We start from the raw sequence: 25,554 nt of genomic DNA, 5'->3' as shown, positions 1-25,554 counted from the left end.
GACCAGAAGTCGGGCGAGGCCGTGAACGGCGACAAGAACCCGAACACGGCAGGCACGCGCGACGACACCGCGGGCATGCCGTCGTCGAACGGCGGCACCAACGGACAGAACGGCGGCAACGGCGCCAACCAGCAGCAGTCCGCGCAGTCCGGGCAGTCCGGCAGCGGCAGCAGCGACACCACGGCGGTGGCGGCCGCAGTGGGCGTCAACTGGCTGGTCGCGACGTCGACGGCGCGCATCGCCGCGAACGTCACCGTCACCGCGACGACGGGCGAGCTGATCGTGCGATCGCTCCTGGCCCAGCGCGCGTACGTCTTCGCGCTCGGCACCGCGATCGACGTCACCCACGGCGGCACGCGCGTGGGCGCCACCATCGGACTCAATGTCCAGGACGCCACCAACCGTGCGACCATCGGTGCCGGCACGCACGCCACCGGCCAGACCGGGGTCACCGTCGCCGCCGTCGCCCCGGCCGGCACCCACAACGACTTCATCGTCTGGTCGTTCGCCGCCGCGGGCGGCAAGAACACCTCGGTGGCCGGCAGCGCGGCGGTGCAGATCCTGCTGCTCACGTCGGAGGCATCCGTCGGCGCGGGAGCCGAGCTCGATGCACCGGCCGGCGGCGTGACCGTGACGGCGACACAGCCAATGCGGCTGCAGAACCTCGCGATCTCGGGTGCCCTGGGCACCGGCTCGGACGCCGCCGTCGGCGGCGCGTTCCTCGTCAACTACCTCGAGGTGAACACGCGCGCCTGGATCGACTCGACGGTCGGATCCCCGACGGAGGTCGACGCGTCCGGCGCCATCGCGGTCACCGCGACGACGACGCTCGATCCGATCGCGCCCGAGCTGCCGGAGCCGGTGAAGGGCAAGATCGACATCCCGGCGGTGACGAACATCGCGATCGCGGGCGGTGCCACGCAGGGCACGGCCGTCGTCGGCGCGTTCATCGTCAACATCTTCAACCTGCAGACGCGTGCGTGGATCGGCAACGGCGCACAGCTGAATCAGACGGGCGCCGTGGGCGGTGCCGGGCAGAACGTCACCGTGTCGGCGACCGACGCGCTCACGGTCGTCGACGCCGCCGGCGCGCTGGCCCTCAGCATGGACTCTTCGAGCGTGGGGATCACCGTCGCCGTCGAGATCTCGAACTCCGACGTCCGCGCCTGGATCGGCGACCAGGCGGCGGTGCGCGCCGGGGGCAGTGTCAAGGTCGAGGCGACCTCGAACGAGGACTGGTTCGTGCTCGCCGTGTCGGGTGGCGTGACCATCAGCGGCAGCGTGGCCGCGACCGGCGCTGTGCTCGTCATCGTGGCGAACCAGGGCGGCAGCGATCCGCAGACGCTCGCGCGTATCGGCCAGTCGACGGTCCGCGCGAACGGCGACCTCACCGTGCACGCGAAGAAGACGGTCGTCGCGAAGCTCTCCAGCGGCAACATCGCCGTCTCGGGCAGCGGCACCGGGGTCGGCGCATCCGTGACAGTGAACGTCCGCGACGACGACGTCACCGCGCAGATCCTGAGCGGCGCCGACGTGCAGGCCGCCGGCGACACCCTGGTCAAGGCCGAGCAGTCCGGCGACTTCCTGCTCTTCGCCGTCGGCGGCGCCGGCGGCAACTCGGTCGGCGTCGGCGGATCGGTCACCGTCAACGTCCTGACCGACACCACCACCGCGAGCATCGGCGGCGGCGCGAAGGTCAACTGCGTCGGCGTCTCGTGCACCAACGCGAACCCGAGCCTGACGCAGGACGTCGTCGTCGCGGCATCCAACGACACCACCGTCCTCTCCCTCGCCGGCGTGCTGGCTGTGGGCGGCACGGCGGGCGTCGGCGTCGGCGTCGACGTCGAGGTCGTGCACAAGACCACCCAGTCCTCCATCGGAGCGGGCGCCGTCGTGAACGCCAACGGCGACGTCGTGGTGAGCGCCACCTCGTCCGAGCAGATCGACTCGATCTCGGCGGGCGGATCGGTCGGCGGCACCGCTGCCGTCACCGTCAACGCCGCGGTGCCGGTCGTCACGGTCACGACGAAGGCCTGGATCGGGGCATCCGCCGTCATCACCGCCGGCGGCAACGTCATCGTCGCCGCAGCCGACGACTTCACGCTCTTCACGATCGCCGGCAACATCTCGGTCGCCGGCACCGCCGCGGTGGGCGCGGGCGTCGCCGTACCTGTCGTGATGAAGACGACGCATTCCTGGATCGGCGACGGCGCGCGGGTCACCTCGCGGGCGCTGGCCGGCCACATGACGCACACGACGGTCGCCTCGGGCTCGTTCGACACCAACGGCACCGACACGCGCTTCGACCCGCGGGGCACACTCGGCGGATACCCGACGCCGTACCCGCACAGCCCGATCAACGGCAGCGGACTCCAGGCCGACGGCGCCACCGTCAACCTCGGCTACCAGCACGGCTTCAAGTCCGGCCAGCAGGTCGTGTACGACGCCGGCGGCGGTGCGCCCATCTCCGGACTCACCGACGGAGCGACCTACTACGCGATCCCCGTCTCGAGCACCGCCATCAAACTGTGCACCGAGCGCGGGCCTCCGCTGTCGCCCGGCTCCGACGAATACTCGTGTGCGCCCGGCAAGCTCCTCACCGGGCTGACCCTCCCCGGCGGCGCCAAGATGGGTGAGAACCACCGGTTCGTGCCCACCACCCAGCCCGGTCTTCCGTCCGACGTGTCGCCGCGGTTCACCGCCCAGTACGCCGTCGGCACCGACTACCTCGTGCTCCCGTATGACATCACCGCCAACGTCGGCGACCCGGTCATCTACAGCGCGGGCGGTGGGACCCCGATCGGCGGCCTCGTCGACGGCGCGACGTACTACGTCGTGAACAGCAACCCGAACCACTTCCAGCTCGCACGCACGCAGTGCGAAGCCACCGGACTCGCCGACGACTGCAACGGCGTCGCCGGACCGATCGTCCCGATCGTCTTCAGCTCCACGGGCAGTGGCCGCTCGCACAGCATCGTCCCGTCGGGCGACCTGCCGGCGGCGGATGCCTCGGCCCTCGGCCCCCAGTCGACCGGCGCCCCGCAGCAGAGCGGCTTCGCGGGCGTCGCGGTCACCGCGACCGACAGCACCTCCCTCGCGGGCATCGGCATCTCGGCCGGTGGATCCGGCACCGCCGCCGTCACGCTCTCGGGATCGGTGACCGTCGCCACCGTCCACGTCGAGTCGTGGATCGGCGCCGGCGCCCGCATCAACTGCGGCGACGTGGCGTGCAGCGTGAACGACCCCGCATCGGCGGGGACCGCGCAGTCGGTCCTGGTGTCGGCATCCAGCTCGTTCCGCACCCTCGGCCTCGCCGCGGCCCTCGCGATCGGCGGCACCGCGGGCGTCGGCGCCTCGGCCGCCGTTCGGGTGATCGATCTCACGACGACCGCGGAGATCCGCGACAACGCCGTGGTGAACGCGCGTGACGACATCGTCGTCGTCGCCGACTCGTCGCTCGCCATCATCTCGGTCAACGCCGCCGCCGGCGGCGGCACGGTCGGTGTGGCCGGCACGGTCGGCGTGACCGTCGTCACGACCTCGACCATCGCCCGCACCGGCGACCACGTCGTGCTGCGCGCCGTCGGCGACATCGGCGTCTTCGCCCGGTCCGACGACCAGCTGATCCTCGTGACCGCGTCGATCGCCGCCGGCTACGTCGGCGTCGGTGTGGGCGTGGGCGTCGCGGTCGTCGACAAGACGACGAAGGCCGTCATCGGCCAGTACGACACCATCGTCGTCGGCGGCAACGGCGCAGCAGGCCTCGGGGGCGTCAGCAACGGCCTCATCTCGGCGGGCGACTTCACGTCGTTCGGCGAGTTCCACGGACTCGCCGTCCAGGCGGTCTCGCACGAGAGCCTGTTCGGACTCGTCGCGGGCGTCGGCGCCGGCTTCGTCGGCGTCACCGCCAACGTCGGAGTCAACATCTTCACCGTCGTCACGCAGGCGTACATCGATCTCGGCACGACCGTCAACGCGGCCGGCGCGGTGTCGGCGGCATCCAGCCAGCAGGGCGTCTCGGTCACGGCGGCAGACCGCTTCGACTCGGTCACCTTCGCCGGCGGCGCGGCGGGCGGCTTCGTCGGCGCAGCCGGCGGCGTAGACATCGGCGTCGCGAGCATCGGCGTGACCGCCTACCTCGCGACCGGCACCGACGTGTGGGCCCAGGGCGACGTCGCCGTGAACGCCCTCGGCGTGAAGCACGTGCAGTCGTACGCGATGAGCGTCGGCGGCGGGTTCGTCGGTGCGGCGGGCGCGGTCTCGGTGTGGTCGATCGGCACAGCGCCGACAGCGTCGTACTCGAGCGATGGCAACGGGCCTGACCGCGGCGTGTGGGCCGCCGACACCTCGTACAACACCGGCGACATCGTCACCTTCGCCGGCCAGCGGTACACGGCCAAGCGCGTGAGCAAGGGCGCCCAGCCCGACACCTCGCCGTCCGACTGGAGTGCGATCCAAGACACCGACCCGACCGACTACGGCGGCGGCCAGAGCTCGCAGGACGACGCCGACGAGGTTGTCGCCGGCGGCGGGTCGAGCGGCTGGAAGTCGATCCTCGGCGATGCGCCTTCGGGATCGGGGACGACGCCGTACCAGAACACGGTGTACGGCACGATGGCCGGCGCCGGCACCGCCGTCGGCAGCTCGTCGAACCAGACGTCGCCGACCTCGACGCGCTTCACGCAGCCCGCGCCGCCGTCCGGCACCTCGGCGGGCATCTACGGCAGCGTCCACTCGCAGCTCGCCGACATCTCGGTCATCGCCACCGATGAGCTCGTGGTCTTCGCGCTCGCCGGCGCCGTGGCCGGCGGTGTCGGAGCGATCGGCGCCGGCGTCACGGTGCTGACCATCGGTCTGAACACCGACGCCGGCATCTACAGCGGCGCCCACGTCGACGCCGCCGGCCGGGTGGACGTGAAGGCGCTGGCGACCGAACGGACCACGCAGATCGGCGTCGCCGGGGCCGGCGGCTTCATCGCGATCGCCGGTCAGGTCGCGGTGCTCAACGACCACGCGGCACAGACCGCCCACGTCGACACCGGCGCGTTCGTCGACCGCGCCGACGGCGGGCTGTTCGTGAACGCGCGGGCCGACCGCGAGGTGTCGGTCTACGCGATCGGCGTCACGGTCGGAGCCGGCGCCGCCGGCGTCTCGATCGCCATGATCGCGATCGACGGAGACGCGCTGGCCCGCGTCGGCGCGGTGGCCCTCGACCACATCGGCGGACTCGACGTGCGGGCCTCCGACCGCTTCGTGCCGACGGTCCTGTCGATCGGCGTCGCCGGCGGCATCTTCGTCGGGCTCAGCGGCGTCGTCGCCGTCGTCACTTACTCCGGCCTCACGCGCGCCGAGTCCTTCGCCACCGGCACCGTCGACGGCAACGCGATCGTCGCGGCCTCCGGTGAGCGTTCGACCATCGCTCCGCTCGCCGTCAACGTCTCGACCGGCGCGCTCGCCGTCGGCGTCACGGTGCTCGTGGCCACGAGCGACCGCGACACCGAGGCCGAGCTCGGCGGCAGCCTGAGCCTCGCCGCGGTGCCCACCGCCGACGTCAGCGTGACGGCATCCGCCACCAATGCGGTGCGGGCCTACACGCCGGGCGTCTCGGTCGGCCTCGCCGCCATCACCGCGATGGTGCCGATCGCCACCGTCTCGGGACACACCACCGCGCAGCTGAGCGGCTCCGTCTCGGCCGACGACATCACCGTGAGCGCCACCGGTCGCCAGCAGGCGTCCGCGCAGGTCGACGTCATCGGCGTCGGCGGCGCGTCGTTCAACGCGTCGGTCGCCATCGCCATCGTGACCGACGGCGCCGAGGTGGCGGCACGGGTCACGGGACCGGCATCCCTCACCGCCACTGGTGCGGTCGTCGTCAGCGCCACGCAGCCGGGGCGCAACGAGGCGATCGCGCTGGTCAACAGCATCCAGGTCAGCATGGCGTTCTCGGGGGCCGTCGTCTTCGCCGACGCGACCCTCGGCAGCGGCCTCATCGCCGCCCTCGACGGCGACGTCGTCTCGTCGGCCTCGGTGCACGTGACAGCGAACGGCCAGAACTTCGCACAGTCCAAGGTGCTGCTCGTGGCCGGGTCGCTCGGGGTCGGCATCGGCGTGAACGTCCTCAGCGCGACCATCACGAGCGCCGCGGATGTGGCCGCGACGTCCGCGGACGCGAACAACGACCAGCAGATCAGCAGCTTCGGAACCGTCGCGTTCTCGGCGACCTCCGCCAACACCGCCGAGGTGCACACCGACCTCGCCGGCGGCGGGCTCCTCGGCGGCGCGGCCGTCTCGGTGCCGACCGCCACGGTCGCGGGAGCCACCACAGCCTCGGCCGAGGGCGACCTGACCGGCAACGCCGGCGTCAGCGTCACGGCCACCAGCGCCAACCGCGCAACGAGCGAGGTCGTGCTGGTCGCGATCGGCGGCATCGCGGGCGTCGCGGTGAACTCGTCGACCGCAGAGATCACCGCCGCAGCCGCCACGACCGCCGAGGTCAAGGCGGGCTCGGTCGTGAGCGCTCCCGGAGACCCCGTCACGGTGCAGGCGACGTCGGCCAACCGCGCCTCGTCGAGCACACTCGCCGTCGGGGCCGGCATCGGGGCGGCAGTGGCCGTGCAGGTCACGACGGCCGAGGTGGCCGCAGCGACGATCGCGCGCTTCGACGGCGACATCCTCTCGACGGCGACCAAGACGGCGAGCCTCTTCGTGCAGGCGCAGGCCGGCAACCAGGCCGTCGCCGACACGAAGGTGCTGACGATCTCGGCGGGACTCAGCGGCACCGGCGTCAGCTCGACGGCCATCGTCTCGGGCGAGACGCTCGCGATCGTGGGGTCGACCGCGTCGGTGAACGTGTCGGGCGCCGTGACGGTGAAGGCGCTGCTGTCGTCCTTCGGCGGCGAGCAGAACCTGGCGCGCAGCACGCTGCAGGGCTTCGCCCTGGGCGGCATCGCCGCGGGCATCGTGCTGATCGAGGCGACCGTGTCGGGCTCGGTGCGCGCACTTCTCAACGGTGCGATCACCGGATCCGCGTCCGTCACGATCGACGCCGATGCGACCATGCACGCCATCGCCGACAGCCTCTTCGTCGCGGTGGGTCTCGGGACGCTCACCGGCATTGCGACGACGGCGAAGGTCTCGGCCGACACCGTCGCCGGCGGCGACGACGCGGGCAGCGTCGCGACCACCAGCGGAGCGTTCACCGTCACCGCCGACTCGACCTACACGGCGGACTCGACCTCGAACGCCCCGACCATCGGCGGCGTCGCGATCATCGTGCAGCTGCCGCTGGCACGCGTCAGCGGGCGCACCGCGGCGGTCTACGCGGGGCAGGTCGCGGGCGGGTCGTCGGCGTCGGCCGTCGCGAACTCGCACAACATCGCGATCGCCGACGCTTCCGAGCTCATCGCCATCGCCCTCGTCGGCGTGATCATCGCCTACGCGCTCGGCGAGGTGACGGCCACGACCGAGGCCGGCCTCGGCGGCGCGAACGTGGGCGGCGGGGCCGTCATCGTCACAGCGACATCGGACGACGACGCACAGGCGCTCGTCGGCGGCCTGTCGGGCGGCCTGCTCTCGGTCTCGCTGATGCGGCCCGAAGCGCGCTCCACCGGCATCACGCGGGCCTTCGTCGGCAACGGCAAGACCGTCAACGCGGGCTCGCTGACGATCAGCGCCATCGCGACGCCGGATGCCACGGCCGAGGCCAAGATGGTCGGCATCAGCCTGCTCGCCAACGTGCTCGTCAGCAACCCGATCGCGACGGTCGCCGGCACGACCGAGGCGTACATCGGGTTCGACGAGACGGTCGCGCTGGGCTCCGGCGCGGTGATCCTGACCGCGACACGCACCGCCAACGCCGGCGTGACCGGCAGCAGCGTGCAGATCTCGCCGATCTCGCTGTCGGGCATCACACTCGAGGCCACGACGACCGGCACCGTGTCGACGCACATCGACGATCGCGCCGACGTCACCGCGGGCTCGGTGTCGATGACGGCCGGCGGGTCGAGCACGCCGCTCGCCTCGAGCACCACCGTGGGCGTCTCGCTGCTCGGCGGCACACTCGTCGCGATGAACACCACCGACTCGACGACCGTCGCCAGCTGGGTCGGTCCGGCCGACGGGGTCGCCGCCGCGAACGCCCTTGACCCGGCCACCGTCACCACCTCCGGCGCGGGCGGCATCACCGTCGCCACCGACTACACCTCGCACGTGTACGTCATGGCGGTCGCCGCCGGATTCGGCGTGCTCGCCGCCGGCTCGTACATCCAGGGCACCGCGACGAACATGGCGACCGCCCTCGCCTACCTCGGCGACCGCGCCGAGCTGCGCGCGAACGGAGGCGGCAGCATCCTGCTCGACGCGGCAGCCGTGACGACCGCCATCGCGGACGCGGTCGGCTTCAACGCCGGACTCGGGTTCGCGGTCGGCCAGACCACCACGAAGGCCGACCTGCGCCCGACCGTGAAGGCCTACACCGTCTCCGGCGGCGTGCTGAGCGGCGCGAGCGTCACGGTGCGAGCACGCAGCAACACGGATGCCGCGGGCGCGGCGATCCGCCCCACGTACACCTACAACACGGTCATCGGCGACAACTCGCCGACCGTGGTCGCGCCGGCCTTCGCACGCGCTTCGCTCGGCGGAGCGTCGCTGCTCGGCAGCGTGACGGGCGCCGAGGGGCACGCGATCAACTCGCCCACCGTGCGCGCGGCCGTCGGCTCGGGCACCACGGTCTCTGCCACCGGCGCGCTGTGGGTCATCGCCCGCTCGCTCGGCGACGCACAGGTCGACGCGTACTCGCTCGCGGCCGCACTCGGTATCGGCGTCGGCATGGTCGATGGCTACGCCACGAGCGCCGGCAGCGTCACCGCCGAGTTCCACGGGCTCTCGGGGGTGCTGGCGTCGGCGAACGTCCTGACGTTCGTCACCGCGACGGCCCTCACCGAAGGCCGAGCGGTCGGCGGCGGCCTGCTCGCCGGTGCCACCGACGGCACGCAGTCCTCCGGCGTGGCGACCACGGCGCGTGCGCTGGTCGGCGGTGTGCTCACCGCCTCGGGCGCCATCGTGATCCGCAGCGACGTGCGGACCGCCGCCGTCGCCGTGTACCGCGCGCTGTCGCTGTCGGGCTTCGTCTCGGCGAGCTTCGGGACGATCACCGCCACCGACGAGTCCGACGTGCGCACCGCCGTCGTCGGCACCGGATCGGTGAAGAGCAACGGCGCGAACGTCACGATCGAGGCCTGGCACAACTTCGACGGCACGGCGTTCCTGACCGACAACAAGGCCGACGCCTCCGTGGTGCAGACGACCTTCTCGTTCGGCCTCTCGATCGGGTCGTCCAGCCTGCACGCCACGGCCAAAGCGATCGTCAAGGCCGAGGTCGAGGCGGGCGCCACGGTCGCGGCCCCGAACGGCAACGTGGTGCTGCGGGCACTGTCGGGCAACTACGCGGACTCGTTCTACAAGCGCACCGGCGGCGCGCTGATCAACGCCCAGCCCAACTCCAACCCGACCTCGACGGCCTCGGGCACCACCGCCGCCAACCTGTTCGGCCACGTGAACGTCAACGGCGGGAACGGCGCGAAGGGCCTCACCGTCCTCGCGCAGGGCAACGACCGCGCCGAGGCGGGCATCCGCAACATCGGCGGCGGACTCATCCAGATCGGCAGCTCGTCGTCGACGGCGGAGGGACACCCCACCGTGACGGTCACCCTCGGGGGAGCGGCATCCGTCATCCGCGTCGAAGCCGCGATCAGCGCCAAGGCGGTCAGCTCGTACGACGCCGACGCCAGCACGTACAGCGCCACCGGCGGCGTGCTCAACGTCTCGAGCTTCGACGCCCACGCCTCGATGAACCCGACCTCGTCGGCCCTCATCACCGGCGGCGCGTCGATCATCGCGGGCGGCGACGTGCTGCTGTCGGCCGCGGCCAACCCGCCGCTGCCTCCGGGGTCGGACGGCACGTTCGACGCCGTGGGCGGCGTCGACGGCACCGCGCACACCATCTCGTTCGGCGCGTCGCACAACGCCACCACGGGCGACACCGTCACCTACAACGCGCAGGGCCAGCCGTCGGTGCCCGGGCTCGTGCCGGGCCGCCAGTACGCGATCATCGTGATCGATGCCGACACCGTCCAGCTGGGCGTGGTCTTCTCGAGCGACAACGTCAGCACGGTCTACGACACGATCAGCTTCGGCACCCGCAAGCACGGACTGAGCACCGGCGACGTGCTGCTCTACCAGCTCGTCAACGGCGGCACGTCGATCGGCGGCCTCACGGCCGACACGCTGTACGAGGTGTACAAGGTCGACGACTACACGATCAAGCTGCGCGCGGTCGGTGCACCCACCATCACCGACAGCGTCGGCGCGGGCGCCGTCGACAACGGCACCCACACCGTCGGCGGCTCGAGCGGGTTCCACAACGGCGACTACGTGACGTACCACGCGCCGGCCGCGACGGCGACGTTCACCGCCGGCCAGGTCGACAAGCAGTGGGACTCCGGCAGCAGCACATGGGTCACGACGACCGGCTCCGACACCGACAACATCTACTTCGCCCGCGACACCAGCCCGCAGGACAACGCGTTCGACGACATCGGCTTCGCGAGCGGCCAACTGGTCCGCTACTTCACCACGGGCACCCCGATCAGCGGCCTCACCAACGGCGCCTACTACTGGGTCATCCGCAAGAGCGGGCAGAGCTACCAGCTCGCGAGCACCAAGTGCCGTGCAACCGGCCTCGCGGCCGACTGCGGCGGCAGCGCCGGCCCGATCACGCCGATCGCGATCTCGGCCGGCGGCACCAACGCGGTCGACGTCCACTCGCTGACCGCCGCGAACAACGCGCCCATCACCGGCCTGGTCGACGGGCACGGCTACTACGTGGTCGGCTGCCCGGTCGGCGGCTGCGACGCCAACGGCTACCAGCTGTCGTCGACGCTCGGCGGCTCGGCCATCGCGATCACCCACACCGGCACCTCGATCGACGGCGTCTCATTCTCGTTCTCGGGCAGCGGCCATGTGTTCCGCACCGAGGGCGTCGACTTCACCGGGCAGGGCGCGACGGTGCAGAAGCTCATCTTCGCGATCGCGCCGGTCGCAGGTCCCGGACCGAAGAACGAGAAGCTCGCCGGCATCGGCAGCGCCATCCCGTTCAGCGCCATCGGCGGCGACCAGATCGTGTCGGCCTCCGCGACCGGCGGCGGCGGTGGCGCGATCAGCGTCAGCTCGGCCGACTCCTGGGCGGTCTCCGACGCGACGGTCTCGGCGAGCGTCGGCGCCGACGCGATCGTCACCGGCGGGTCGATCACCGTCACCACCGACGGGCACTCCGATGCCAAGGCGGTGTCGTCCAACGACAGCGGCGGGCTCATCTCGGTCAATTCCGCCAAGGCGGAGGCCGATGTGCACCTGTCGAGCACGGTGTCGGTGGCCTCGGGTGCGACGCTCACCGCCACCAACGCACTGGTGGTCGCGGCGCACGGTTCGCTGCATCCGATCGTCATCGCCTCGTCCGACTCGGGCGGCCTGTTCGCCGGCGGCGAGGGCGGCGAGACCGCACGGCTGGACTACACGACCACCACCGACGTGGCGGGCACCCTGATCTCGCTCAACAACACCGCGACCGTCGAGGCGCACACGGGTGTGTTCGGCTACGCACAGGGCACCGCAGACCTCGGCACCTTCGCCGGCAGCGCCGAGACCTACACCGACTTCCACGTCGGACAGGGCGCGAGCAAGGAGTGGGACGGCGTCACCAACAACCTGTGGGGCGCGCAGGCGCTGACCCGCACCACGATCTCCGGCACCGTCAAGGGTCGCTCGGTGTTCGTGCATGCCATCGTCGACCCGGTGTCGATCGAGGCACGCTCCGACACCAGCACCGCGGCCTTCGGCGCCGACTCGGACGCGAACACCTACGTGTACGTCCGTGGCACTGCCGAGGTGGTGCTCGCGAACGGCGCGGTCATCGAGGGCCAGGTGGCGACCGAGCTGAACGCCGAGTACAAGACGTGGAGCGTCGTCTCCCACGCGTTCGCGAACTGCGACTGCTTCGGCGGCGACACCGATGCGGATGCCGTGATCGACGTGCAGACGCTCGCCAAGGTCACCGGGCGCACCGGATCGCTCATCCGCACGGCCGACCTGACGGTGGCCGTCAACCAGCGCGCGACCGGCTCGAACTTCAACCGCGACGCCGACACGTCCGAGGGCTTCCTCGACTTCGGCAACGGCGGCGTCGGTTCGGGACCGACCTCGCTGTCGCGGCAGACGTTCTGGCAGGTGCGGGTCATCATGCTCGGCGAGCCGAACCCGCTCCTCGAGGTGGACTCCGCCGGCAACATCATCAACATCGTCAACGTGCGGGTATGCGACGACCAGGGCCACTGCTACGAAGACAACCCGTTCACCAACACGCACACCACCGGGCAGCTGACCGGCACGACGTTCACGGTCGACGACATCGTCTACGACCACGGCGCCCAGGCACGGTTCCTCACCAACGAGGTGGGCAGCCTCGGCGACGCGGGCGTCATCTGGGGTCGGGGCGGCACGTTCGAGTTCCAGCAGACGTGGGACTTCGTGAAGCTCCTCAACGCGTCGAGCCTCAACATGGTGACGAACATCATCGACGTGGTGAACACACTCAACTCGCCGCTCATCGACATCCGGGTCGACTCCGTGCCGAACGACGCGTCGAGCGCCAACACGCCCGGCCTCAGCGAGGCGGGTCCGGCGACGACGTTCGACTTCGACATCCTGTACCGGTTCCCGCCGACGCTGGTGCTGCTGCACAACTCGTGCGCCTTTACCTGCCCGACGCGCAACCCGTTCATCCGGCTCGACGACTACATCGAGAACCCGCTGGGCACGACGCAGATCACGAACGCGTCGGGCGACATCCTGTCGGGCTCGGGCCACGAGCTCATCCGCACGAACGTGCTCGACCTCGACGCCCCGCACGGCGACATCGGCCACCAGAGCCCGACCCACGCGAACCCCGACCCCGAGCGCAACCCGATCGAGGTGGAGCTCGTGAAGTACATCCACCCGTCGAGCGAGTTCTGCGGCGGCTACGGACCGGCCCCGTGCCTGCACGACATCGTCGTGACGGTGGATGCCGGCAAGGACGCGGTCCTCGACCTCACGGCGTTCCGTCGCACCGACCAGACTCTGACCGACCCGATCACCGTGCCGATCGCCCGCATCCGTGCCGGCGACGACGTCGACGTCGTGCTCAACGACAGCAAGGCAGGAGACGACCAGTCGTCGCTGTCGCTCGTCGAGGTCGACGTCTACAACCCCGGCACGAGCTACTACGACTACACGTACTTCGGCCAGTACAACCCGGCGCTCAGCGACGGCAGCCCGCTCAACCCGTGCCCCGGCGGTGCGTGCGGCTCGGGGTCGGGCAAGTACGAGACCCACTTCCGCCCCGACGTGTCGGACGCGAACCTCGCGCACATCCTGCGCGCGCTCGGCACCGACGTCGACGGCGAGATCGGGTCCACCTACGACTTCGCCGACCTCCGCGCAGGCGACGACATCGACGTGTGCCACGTCACCACCGGCGGAGAGGAGCCGAAGACCTGCTTCACGTCGCAGATCGACAGCACCACTCACACCGTGACGGCAGATACTCCCGACACGACGGTGCACATCGTCGCCCAGGTCGACTCGGCCTGGACCGGCGGCGCGGGTCACACCGGCCCGGTGGACGACCCCGGCATGAGCGTGAACGTCTCGCAGATCTTCCTGCGCACCAACGGCAACATCACGGCCACCGAGATCTCGGGCGACATGCTCGTCGGCCACATCCACTCGACGAACGGCGACGTGGTGCTGCACTCGCCGCGGCGGATCCTGGATGCCGACGGCCGGGCCACGATCGACGTCACCGGTGTCAACATCACGATGTACGCGGGCGAGGCCGGCGTGCTGGGCGGCATCGGCACGCCGAACAACTGGCTGGAGATCAACACGGCGGTGAACCAGCCCACCGGCATCGGCGGCGGGGTGCTGAAGGCGTACGACACCGCGGCGGCCATCGGCGGCGGATCGACCGAGGGCATCTTCCTGGACGAGCTCACCGGCGACATGCCGATCTGGGAGATCTTCACCGGCGGCAGCTCGTCGCTCGCGACGGGCAACGTGGGCCTGCGGACGACGGGTGGCAGCATCCTGAACGCGAAGCTCAACGCCGACGAGGACAACGTCCGCGGTGACTCGGTCGACATGGACGCCAACGGCGGCGGATCGATCGGCCTCGTCTCGAAGGACGTCATGGTGGACTCGGGTCGCGCGCCCCCGTTCGAGTGCACGTACCTCAACTGCGGTGACGACCCGGCCGCGCCGTATCTGTCGGACCCCCGCCTGGCCCAGGCCGGCGACGACGTCGGACTCGAGGCCACCGGCGGCATCTACTACACCGAGACCGACGCGTATCTGCGTCTCGTGCTCGCCCACTCCTTCACGGGCAACATCCGGCTCACGGTGCGTGAGACCCAGGCTCTCGATGAGGACCTCTACCTCGTCGCCTCGGGCAGCGCCCTGTTCGCCGAGTCGCACCTGCGGCTGCCCGGCCTGGACGACGACCACCCGCGTCCCGTCGCCCACGGCACGATCTTCGCCGAGACCGGCAGCGTCGAGCTCCGCGTCGGCGACGACGTCACGCTGCACCAGAACAGCCAGATCCTGGCGAACCTGTCGATCGACATCCGCGGCGACCACGGCAACGCCGACACCGGCTCGGTGCTCACCGAGTACGGCACGTCGATGATCCTCCGCGGCCGCATCATCGCGGACTGCGTCGTCACGCCCGGCGCGACCGGCGCCGACCCGATGGGCACGTGCGCACCCTCCTCCGCGAACCCGGTGCCCGGGCAGCAGACGAACATCTGGGGCGGCAGCGACGTCGACGTGATCCAGTTCGGCGACCGCTCCGGCCTCGACCGCGACAACAGCAAGATCACGTGGGGCAGCGCGGGCTACATCTTCCTCGGTTCCAAGACCACCGTGCACGGCAACGCCGGCGCGGCGTCGAACACCGCCGACGGCGAAGACGTCATCACCGTCTACTACCTGCAGTCGATGAACGTCGTCACGAGCCCCGCCCAGCCGGGCCCGGGTGCCGGCCACGTGCTCAACCTCGACGGTCAGGGCGAGAGCGACCACTACGCCGTCCACACCAACGGCAGCCACGGCAGCGTGCGGAACTACAACATCGAGGTGCTCGACTCGGGTCCGGCGGACCAGGGCGTCGACGACCTCGCGGTGTACGGCTTCGACGACCTCGACCCGGCCCACAACACCGGCACGCGTGCCGACGACATCTGGCTGCTGCGGGCGCTCAGCTGCATCGACAACCAGTCGCCGTTCGGCGTCACGGTGAGCCAGGGCCAGGCCGTGTGCGGCTCGGCGAGCGAGCCGGCCGATCACCCGGCGTACATCGCGCTACTGGCCGGGGACAACGGCCCCGACGGCGGGATCAGCCAGTACCGCGATCGCGACGCGTCCAGCGCGCCGAGCGCCCTCGTGCAGCGCATCACGTACGACCGCGCGCTCAACGGCCGCATCACGGTCTTCGGTCTCGGCGGCAATGACGCGTTCTACGTCGACGACACGCAGGCCACCATGACGCTCGACGGCGGGGCGGGCAACGACGCCTTCCAGATCGGGCAGATCTTCGGCACGCAGCGCGACGCCGACCCTGCCCCCGACGGCGGCGCATTGCTTCCCGCCGACACCTTCCCGTCGCTCGTCGCGACCACGCGGGGCTGGCTGAGCCCCGGCGCGCACGCACCGCTGCTCGCCACCGGCGGCACCGGCAACGACCGGTTCGTCGTCTATGCGAACCAGGCCGAGATCCAGCTCAACGGCGACGACGACAACGACCTGTTCATCGTCCGTGCCTTCGCGATCGCCGCGGTGTGCGACCTCAGCGCCGACAACGACACCGACTGCGATCTCGCCGACGTCGACTTCCGCCCGGCCGGGGGAGTGTTCCCCCAGGTCAACGGCAGCGCGCTCCACCCCGTCACCCACCTGTCGACCCCGACCTGCACGGGAACCGGCTACGTCCGCTTCGACAACAACGGCGACGGCACCTGCAACAACGCCGACGCGCACGTGACCTTCAACCACGCCCCGGGCAGCAACGTCGATCTCGACAACACCCGGTGGCTCGACGACGTCATCCCGCTCGACGCCAACCGCGTCGCCGTGCCGGTGATCGGCCTCGGCTTCTCGACGAGCCGGCCGCTCGACATCCGTGCCGGCGGCGGCGAGGACGAGGTGCAGTACAACGTCAACGCCCCCGTCAACGTCGACGGTGGCACCGGGTTCGACAAGCTCGTCGTGCTCGGCACCGAGTTCGCCGACGACTTCGCGATCACCGACAAGGCCATTTACGGCGCCGGCCTCAACGTGAAGTACACGACCATCGAGGTGCTCGAGATCGACGGCCTGGAGGGCGACGACCAGTTCTTCGTGCTCTCCACCGCCTACGGGGTGGCCTACCGCGTCATCGGCGGGCTCGGCAGCGACCAGATCTCCGTCGCCGGCGACGTGACGAGCGACATCGTCACCCGCGAGCTCGAAGGACTCTCGGGCGCCGTCGACCACATCGTGCGCTCGAACGACCCGCGCTACGACGGCATCGTCGTCGACGGCGTGCCGTACAACCTCGCCACCGGCGACACCGGCGTCGTGGTGATCAAGGAGCCCGGCACGTCCACCAGCGTGCGAGAAGGAACCACGAGCGGCCCGATCACCCAGACCGCCTACTACACGGTGGAGCTCAGCCATGCTCCGCAGCATCAGGTGTACGTGACGGTGTCGGCCGCGGCATCCCCCGATGAGGAGGCGCGCGACACGTTCCACAACCCCGCGGGCTACGGGCTCACCGACGGGCCCGCCGACACGATCTGGCTCTGCGTCGACACCTTCCCGTACGGCGACCAGTGCACGAGCGCCGGCGACTTCCAACGGCACTACATCCGCAACGGCGTGCTCGTCGACGAAGCCGGCCGCGCGGTGGTGCTGACCTTCGACGGCTCGAACTGGAACAAGCCGCAGCGCGTCTACGTGCGGGCCGTCGACGACGGACGCTCCGAGGGCGATCGCACCGTGGTGGTGCAGCACTCGGTCATCGCGCAGGACCCGAACGCCGACCGCGAGTTCCACGGCGCCGCCGTCCGCCAGGTCGACGTCACCGTCTACGACAACGACACCCCGGGCGTGTACGTCACGCACGTCGAGCCGGGCACCACCGTGCTCGACGACCGCGGCATCGTGATCGAAGGGGATGCCGCGACCCAGCGCACCGACGACGTGCTGGTGCAGCTCGCGAAAGACCCGTGCCCCGCCGCGAACCCCGCCTGCGGCCTGGTGATCACCGTGAAGATCACGATGGATGCCGACAGCCAGCGCATCCTGCAGATCGACGACGCAGCGGCCGAGGCCGCGCTCGGCATCCGCTGGACCCGGTTCCTCGACGCCGACGGCGGCACGCACTACGAGCTGACCTTCGACCACTCCAACTGGAACATCGCCGTCCGGCTCACGCTGCTCGCCCGCAACAACCCCGACCTCGGCGACCCGACCACCGCCGTCATCACCTGGGGCCAGGCGAACGCGACCACCGCCTACCGCTTCCCGAACCTGCGCAGCGGCAACCAGCGCACCGACGTGCTGGTGTACGACGACGAGTCCGCGCACGTGGTCACGATCCCGACCGGCACCGACACCGTCGTCGTGCAGGGCGGCGCGAACGACGACTACCTCATCCGCCTGACCACGCCGCCGACGGCCACCGTCAACGTCGCGATCACACCGGACGGACTCGTCGACGTCGTGAAGATCAACGGCGTCGCCGTCACACCGCTGGACTACGCCGAGATCGGCGGCGACATCCCGTCGCGCCTGTTCCTGGGCTTCCTCGCCTTCGCCGGCAGCACCGTCAGCCGGGCCAACGGCAGCGACACCGGCAGCTTCATCGACGACGGCATCGTCGCCGGCATGCGGGTCACCTTCGGCGCCTGCACCGGTGTCTACACGGTCGGGTCGGTGACGGCCGGCTCGTTCACGGTGACGCCGGCCCTCAGCTGCGGCCCCGTGCCGGTGGGCGGAACGACGATCAACGCGCTGACGTACCGCGGCAAGTGGAGCGGCGCGCTCGCCGCGACGCCGACTCAGACCCCCGGCGACGACAGCGTGCTGCGCTGGCGCCTCACGCGCACCGGCGGCGGCTGGCTCGCCGACGGGTTCCTCGAGGGCCAGTGGGTCAAGGTGTGCGACGGCTTCGGGCACTGCGCGATCGGCAAGATCCAGAACATCCGCGGCACGAACGCCGCGCACGACCAGCAGCTCGAGTTCGGCCTGTCGCTGTGGGGCGACTCGTTCGGCAGCCTCGTCGGACCGGTCACCGTGGTGCGCATCGCCGCGCAGGCCGTGTTCACGACGTCGAACTGGATGACCGACCAGCGCATCGAGCTGCAGGGCGACACCGGTTACTACCAGCCGCTCATCCGGCAGGGTGTGAAGACCTTCCCGGCGACCCAGCACCTCTTGACCCGCCTGCGCGGTCCGCTCGCCGTCGAGGGCGGCGTCACCGGCGCCGACCGTTCGCTCGAGCTCGGACTGAAGCTGCCGGGCGAGCAGGACGGCCCGCTGTTCGCGATCGCCGCCCAGGCGCCCGAGTCCAAGCAGATCGACGTGCTGAACATCTACGGCGACTCCAGTGTGGCGAACACCTGGGGCGTCATGACCTCGACCACGCTGCGGGGCCTCGGCATGGCGAAGGACCTGGACTTCGGCGCCTCGTACGGCGGCACGCAGGGCGAGACCTTCGGCGAGCCGCAGATCTTCCCCGGTGGCATCAGCTTCGGCTCGGTCTCGTTCGACGGGACGGGCTACTCCACGGACGCCGGGAAGTCGACCATCGAGGTCATCAACCTGTTCCTCGGCTCGGGCAACGACCGGCTCGACGTGCAGGGCACCCTCCAGCCCGACGTGCCGGTGAAGGCCGTGGGCACGGTCGTCGTGGCGACGCAGGGGACGGGGACCGGCATCCCGAGCGGGACCACGCACCGGCTCTCGCGTGCCGTGCCGTTCGACTTCAAGGCGCAGGGCTTCCTCGTCGGGCAGACGGTGATCGTCAGCCAGGGCGGGCACGTGACGCGGTACCTCGTGAAGGGCTTCGGCGACGACAATCCGAACGACACCACCGCCAACACCGTGATGTACCTCGCGTTCATCGACGACACGGCTGCCGCGACCCCGGTCGCGATGGTCACGGCGTCCGATGTGCCGGTCACCGTCACCGTTCCGGTCACGATCACCGGCGGCGCGGCAGGCGGCACGGTGACACGGTCGGCCGGCAGCTTCACCGACGACGGATTCGTGGTCGGACAGCTGGTGCGCATCGCCGGCATCGACGGCCAGTGGCGCCTGGTCGGCATCTCGGTGGACGGCAGGACCCTCACCCTCGACCGTGGCGATCTGCTGCCGAACAGGGCTGTCGCGTCGCAGAACGTGTTCGTGCCCGGCCCGCACGGCGGTCTCACGACGATCCACGGCGGCGGCAACACCGGCATCCAGACCGTGTTCGCGATGACCCGCACGGCTGTCGCCGGCGGCGGCCTGCGCCTCTCGCGGCTGGACGGCGGCAGCTGGACGTTCAACGGCCGGTTCGCGGGCAGCGGCTACTTCGCCGGCGACCCGTACGTGCACGAGTTCCAGCACATCCAGCTCGCGGGCGAGACGTTCACGCGCATGATCCTCGGCTTCGCCGATGCGAACTGCGCCGACCTCGGCATCACCGATCCGTACCCGGGCTGCGGCCTCGGGGCCGTCATGATCCTGAGCGCCCCGCTCGTGCCGGCGGGAGAACCGGCGGGGACGGTCGTGCCCGCCGGCACCGCGACCACCGACGTCAGCGTCGTCGCGCCGCTCAAGATCGAGACCACCACCGCGGTCGAGGTGCACACGTCGAGCCTCGTGCGCACGTCGGGCAGCTGGCGGACCGACGGCTTCCGCGCCGGCATGCAGGTGCGCATCACCGGGTTCGCCGGCCCGTTCACGATCTCGGGGATCAGCGCCGACGGACGCACGCTCAGCCTCGCCAACACGGCGTTCGCGCCGAGCGTCCACCTGAACGCGGCGGGCATCGCGATCTGGGATGCCGTGCTCCTCACGGTGACCGGCTTCGACGCCTCGCGGACGGGCGGGCTGCTCATCGGCGGCGACGTCATCACCGTGTGCAACCGTGCGGCCGACCCACTGCTGTTCAAGATCGCGAAGGACGCGGACGGCGTCGAGGATGACCCGATCCGCTGCGACCAGACGCACACCGCCGGACCCGGCTCGCCCCTTGTGATCTACGGGGACACATCGCAGGACGGCGTCTGGTACTCGGGCAACCCCGGCGACACGCTCGGCATGGAGTTCGGCCCGAAGCCGTTCGATCCGTTCACCCACATCCCCGACGCCGAGAACGAGGACGACGAGTGGGTCTTCGGACTCGCGAACCCGTACGACCACGCCGGCAACGACATCATCGACGCCTCCGGGCTGTTCGCCGACCTCGCACCCAACCTGCTCCCGACCGTCGGCCTCACGATCTACGGCGGGCTGGGCGACGACCTCATCATCGGCAGCCAGGCGGGCGACCACCTCGCCGGCGGCTCCGGCGACGACGAGATCCGCGGTCAGCGGGGCGTCGACCACATCTACGGCGACTCGGGCATCAACGTCGACGTGCTCACGCGGGCACTGCAGATCGCGACGGTGAACGCCAGCCCGCGTCCGTCGGTGACCGGCGCCGGTGTCATCTCCAACGGCACGACGATCATCCCGGCCCCGGGCGGCATCGCCGGCATCGTCGACGATCTGCAGGTACCCGGTCGCGACCTGCTCTTCGGTGAGGGCGCGCCCGGCCTCGGCCTCGGCACCTTCACGATCAACGCGGGCGGTTCGCCCGAGTACGCCTACGCCGACATCATCTTCGGCGACCACGGTGCGATCGACCAGGACGTCGCCGACCCGAACGAACCCGACGCGCGTCTGCAGAAGATCCAGACGACGACCCTGGTCTCGGTGCTGCGGATCCGCAGTGTCCGCCTCGACAAGGGCGACGACGACACGATCTTCGGCGGGCTCGGCCAGGACGCCATCGTCGGCGGTGCCGGCGACGACATGGCAGACGGCGACGAGGCCGACGACCTGGTGTTCGGCGACGCGGTCGACCTCCTCCGCACCATCGGGGACTGGACCAGCCTGCGGTTCCAGGCGCTGTGCGGCACGCTGCTGTACGGCCGCAGCGACATCACGGATGCCGCGAACCTCTGCAACGGCCTGTACCCGGTCCCGACCGAGAACAACTCGGGCACGCTGCTCGTCGACGGCACGCCGCGCGCCTACCGCGACCCCGACGGTGCGCCGTGGTGGGCCGAGTACGACGTGAAGAACCTGTACCACGACGTGGCGTCCGACCGCGGCGACAAGTGGGCGGGCACGTGGGGCAACGACTACCTCACGGGCGGCCAGGCGCACGACATGCTCTTCGGCGGCCTGGGCGACGACGTGATGCAGGGCGACGGCGGCATCGACGACGCCTGGCGTCGCATGATCGACGACGCCCGCGTGGCCTGGCACGTCGGCGCGAGCCGCACGCCGCTCGGCTGCGTCGGCCCCGCCGGTGCCGTGGTGTGCGACTTCACCGGCATCCTCACGGTCGTGCCCTCGTTCGAGGCGGCCACCGACGGCGAGGACTACCTCGAGGGCAACGCCGGCAACGACGTCATCTTCGGCGGGCTCGGCCAGGACGACATCCTCGGCGGCTCGAGCGACTTCTTCAGCCTCGTCACCCCCGACCTGCGCCCCGACGGACTGCAGAGCCCGGCGCTCAACTACCAGCCGGGCCACGACCGCGGCGCCGACATCCTCTTCGGCGGCGCCGGCAGCCGCATCGGGATCAACGACGAGACGTCCGGCGGCACCAACGCCAGCACGCCGGCTACGGGCGGCACGCTCGCCGGCGGCACCGTGCCGGCCGACATGGACGCCCGCGACGCCGACACGATCGTCGGCGACAACGGCCGCATCATCCGCATCGTCGGCATCAACCGCCAGGACGGCATCGCCGGCATCGGCACGGGTCAGACCACCGAGGCGCAGAGCAACTATGTGACGTTCCAGTACGACCAGAACACCGGCGCGCAGCGCCTCGTCGTGCGGGGCGTCACGCTGCTGGACTACACGCTCGGCGGCCCCGACTTCCTGCCCGAGAACTTCGGCCTCGGGCTCGGCGCCGACTGCACCAACGGCTCGCCGACGCAGCCGATCTGCTCGAACGTCCTGAGCACCGACCTCGGCGCCTGGCGCAACACCGGGTTCCCGGCGGCCGGCGGCGGCCTCACACCGTGGCAGACCGGCGGCCGCGACGAGGTGCACGGCGAGACCGGTGACGACACGGTCTACGGCGGCGCGGACCACGACGTGATCTACGGCGACGCCCAGAGCGACGACCTCATCGGCGGCTGGGGCAACGACTGGATCTCGGGCGGCACCGGCCAGGACGGCATCCTGGGCGACGACGGCCGCATCTTCACCAGCCGCAACGCCTCGACCGGCATCACGCTCGCGGGCGTCGCGTGCAACGGCAACACCGCAGTGCCGGGTGCGGCGGGCGCCTGCTACAACGAGCGCCTCTTCGGCATCACCGCGCTCCTGGCGACCGACCCCGACGCCAAGTACTCCAACGGCAACGTGCTGAACGAGTTCATCTACACGCCCGGTCAGGGCCAGACCGCGACGATCAACCTCGCGGGCGCGCTCAACAAGGCCGCCGACCTCACGATCTACAACCTCGGTCCCGACGTGAACGCCGGGAACCAGCACGTGGCGAACTCGCCGCTGTACGACGCCAACAACTCCGACGACATCATCTTCGGCGGCTGGGGCAGCGACTGGATCCACGGCGGCGCCGGCGACGACGCCATCTCGGGCGCCGAGGCCATCGGCACCGACCCCGACGACAACCGCGCGGCACCCAACGGCACGAACGGACCGCTGACCGCGGCATCCGGATACACCCAGCACTTCGACGCACTCGGCAACCTGGTGGGACTCGAGTACATCGACTTCGCCCACCCGTACAACCCGGGCGATGTGCTCCACTTCGGCGCCGACACGAACCCGTGGCACGCGAACAACCACAACGAGATGCGCCTGGGCGAGTTCCTGCTGTACGACGAGTACGACCCGCGCAGGGCGATCCTCTTCAACGGGGCGGGACAGACCTGGGGCTGCACCTCGTGGTCGCCGAGCGGCCACACCTGCACCGGCAGCTCGGACCGGGCGCAGTTCGGGCACCAGTTCTTCCTCAACAACGAGGACCGGTTCGGCGACATCCTCCTCAAAGTCTGCGTCGCGGTCGACAACCAGGGCAACTGCCTCGCGTGGAAGTACGACCAGGCCAGTGACGGCGACGACGCGATCTTCGGCGACCTCGGCAACGACTGGCTCGTCGGCGGCACCGGCATGGACACGCTGTGGGGCGGCTGGGGCAACGACCTGCACCAGGCCGATGACGACCTCCATTCCGGATGCCTCGTCATGGCGAACAACGGCACCTGCACGACCTACGGCGACACGTGGCTCAACGACATCGCCGACGGCGTCAACTCCAGCTTCCAGGACCGCGCGTACGGCGGCGCGGGCCTCGACATCCTCATCGGCAACACGGCCGGCGACCGCTTGATCGACTGGGTGGGGGAGTTCAACAGCTACCTCGTTCCCTTCGCGCCGTTCGGCATGGCCACCGTCAGCCGCCAGAACAACCCGGGGCTGCCGGAGTTCCTCTACGCGCTCAGCCGCAGCCAGGGCGCCGACCCGACCCGCTGGAGCGACGAGGGCAGCGATCCGCTCCGCAACGGCGAGCCGTTCGGCGAGCTCGGACTCATCCGCCAGGAGGACCACGGGTACTGGCAGACGCAGACCGGCGGACCGACCGACCCGCAGGCCGGCAACATCCCGGGCGGCAAGCGCGACAGCGTGCGCGGCGCCGACTTCAACGACGGCACGCTGCAGGGCTTCCTCACCGACTCCGGCACCTTCGCGATCACCCAGGGAGTGCTCGCTGTCACGGCAGCCAGCTCGCAGGGCGACGCGGTCGCGGTCTGGTACTCCGACGCGTACCAGACGGTCTACTACGAGGTGTCGGCGCGCATCTCCATGGACAAGCCGACGGGTGGCTGGAAGGCCAACGCCTACATCATTTTCGATTACTTCAGCCCCACCGACTTCAAGTTCGCGGGCATCGACCAGTCGACGAACAAGATGGTGATCGGCGAGCGCACCGCGACCGGATGGTGGGTGCGGGCGCAGGGGAGCGTCCCCGGCGGCGTGAAGGCCAACACCTTCTACAACCTGAACGTCGTGATCAACGGACTCGTGGTCACCGTGACCGCCGACGGCAAGAACGCCTTCAGCTTCACCTTCGCGCCGCGCATCATCGGGGGCCAGCAGGTGGCCCTCAACCGCGGCATGACCGGGTTCGGGTCGAACCAGGCCCAGGGACTCTTCGACAACATCAACCTCACCGTGATCGCGCCCGAGATCACGATCGACCGCACCGAGTTCTTCGAGGGCGGCGGGCCGACCGCCCGGCAGGATGTGACCGGCACCTGGAGTGTCGTGGGCGGGCGCCTCCAGGGCACGACCAATGCCGCCGGCACCGCGACGACGCTCCTCGGCATCCCCGTCGGTGGGACCGCGTACGCGAACGTGGAGCAGTTCGAGGCGACGAGCTACGTGCAGGTGACGACGACCCTCCGAGCCGCAGGGATCACCGGCATCCTGTTCGACTGGTACTCGGTCACCGACTACAAGTTCGTGGGCATCGACGTCGGCGGACAGCGCGTGGTCATCGGACATGTCGCCAAGGGCGTCCGCACCATCGACTTCGCGATCGCCCGTGCCCTCGTCGCCGGAACCGACTACGTGCTCGACATCGTGCTCAAGGCGACCGTGGTGACCGTCACTCTGGGGGGTCAGGTGCTCGCGTCCTACGCGTACAACTCACCGCTCGCCGACGGCAGACAGGGGCTGTTCGCGTTCGGTACGGCGGTCACGGCATCCGCGGCCGACTATCGCCTCCGCACCGACGACGAGCTCTACCTCGGATCGGCGCCGGCCGCGCAGGCGGTGCGCATCTCGGACGCGACAGTCGTCGAGGGCGCTGCCGGTACGACGAAGACCGTGACGCTGACCGTGACGCGCGATCAGGCAGGGTCGGCCCTCTCGGTCGGCTGGAGCGTCGACACGCTCATCGCCAACGGCGTGACGTGGGGCGTGGACGTCACCGGCGCCACCTCGGGCGTCGTGTCGTTCGCGGCCGGCGCGACCACCGCCACCATCACCTTCACCGTCGTCGGAGACGCGACGAAGGAGTTCGACGAAGCATTCATCGTGACGCTCAAGCCCGCGCCCGGGGCGAATCTCGCCGATGCGCAGGGGCTGGTCACGATCAAGACCGACGACGGATCACCCTGA

The 25,554-nt window shown here is 70.5% G+C and carries 1 protein-coding gene (running past one end of the window); it reads left to right on the top strand.

The window, feature by feature from the left end; all coding sequences use genetic code 11:
• Nucleotides 1-25,554 carry the 3' portion of a hypothetical protein gene (locus ACI3KY_RS08240; protein ID WP_404929690.1) on the top strand. 5,793 nt of this gene lie to the left of the window's left edge, so only the last 25,554 of its 31,347 coding nucleotides appear in the window; its start codon lies beyond the left edge, outside the window; it ends in the stop codon at nt 25,552-25,554.

The organism is Microbacterium sp. ZW T2_14, from assembly GCF_044987405.1.
GTDB lineage: Bacteria > Actinomycetota > Actinomycetes > Actinomycetales > Microbacteriaceae > Microbacterium.
Note: the sequence above shows the minus strand (reverse complement) of the source record. Positions and strands in the feature narration are given on the sequence as shown.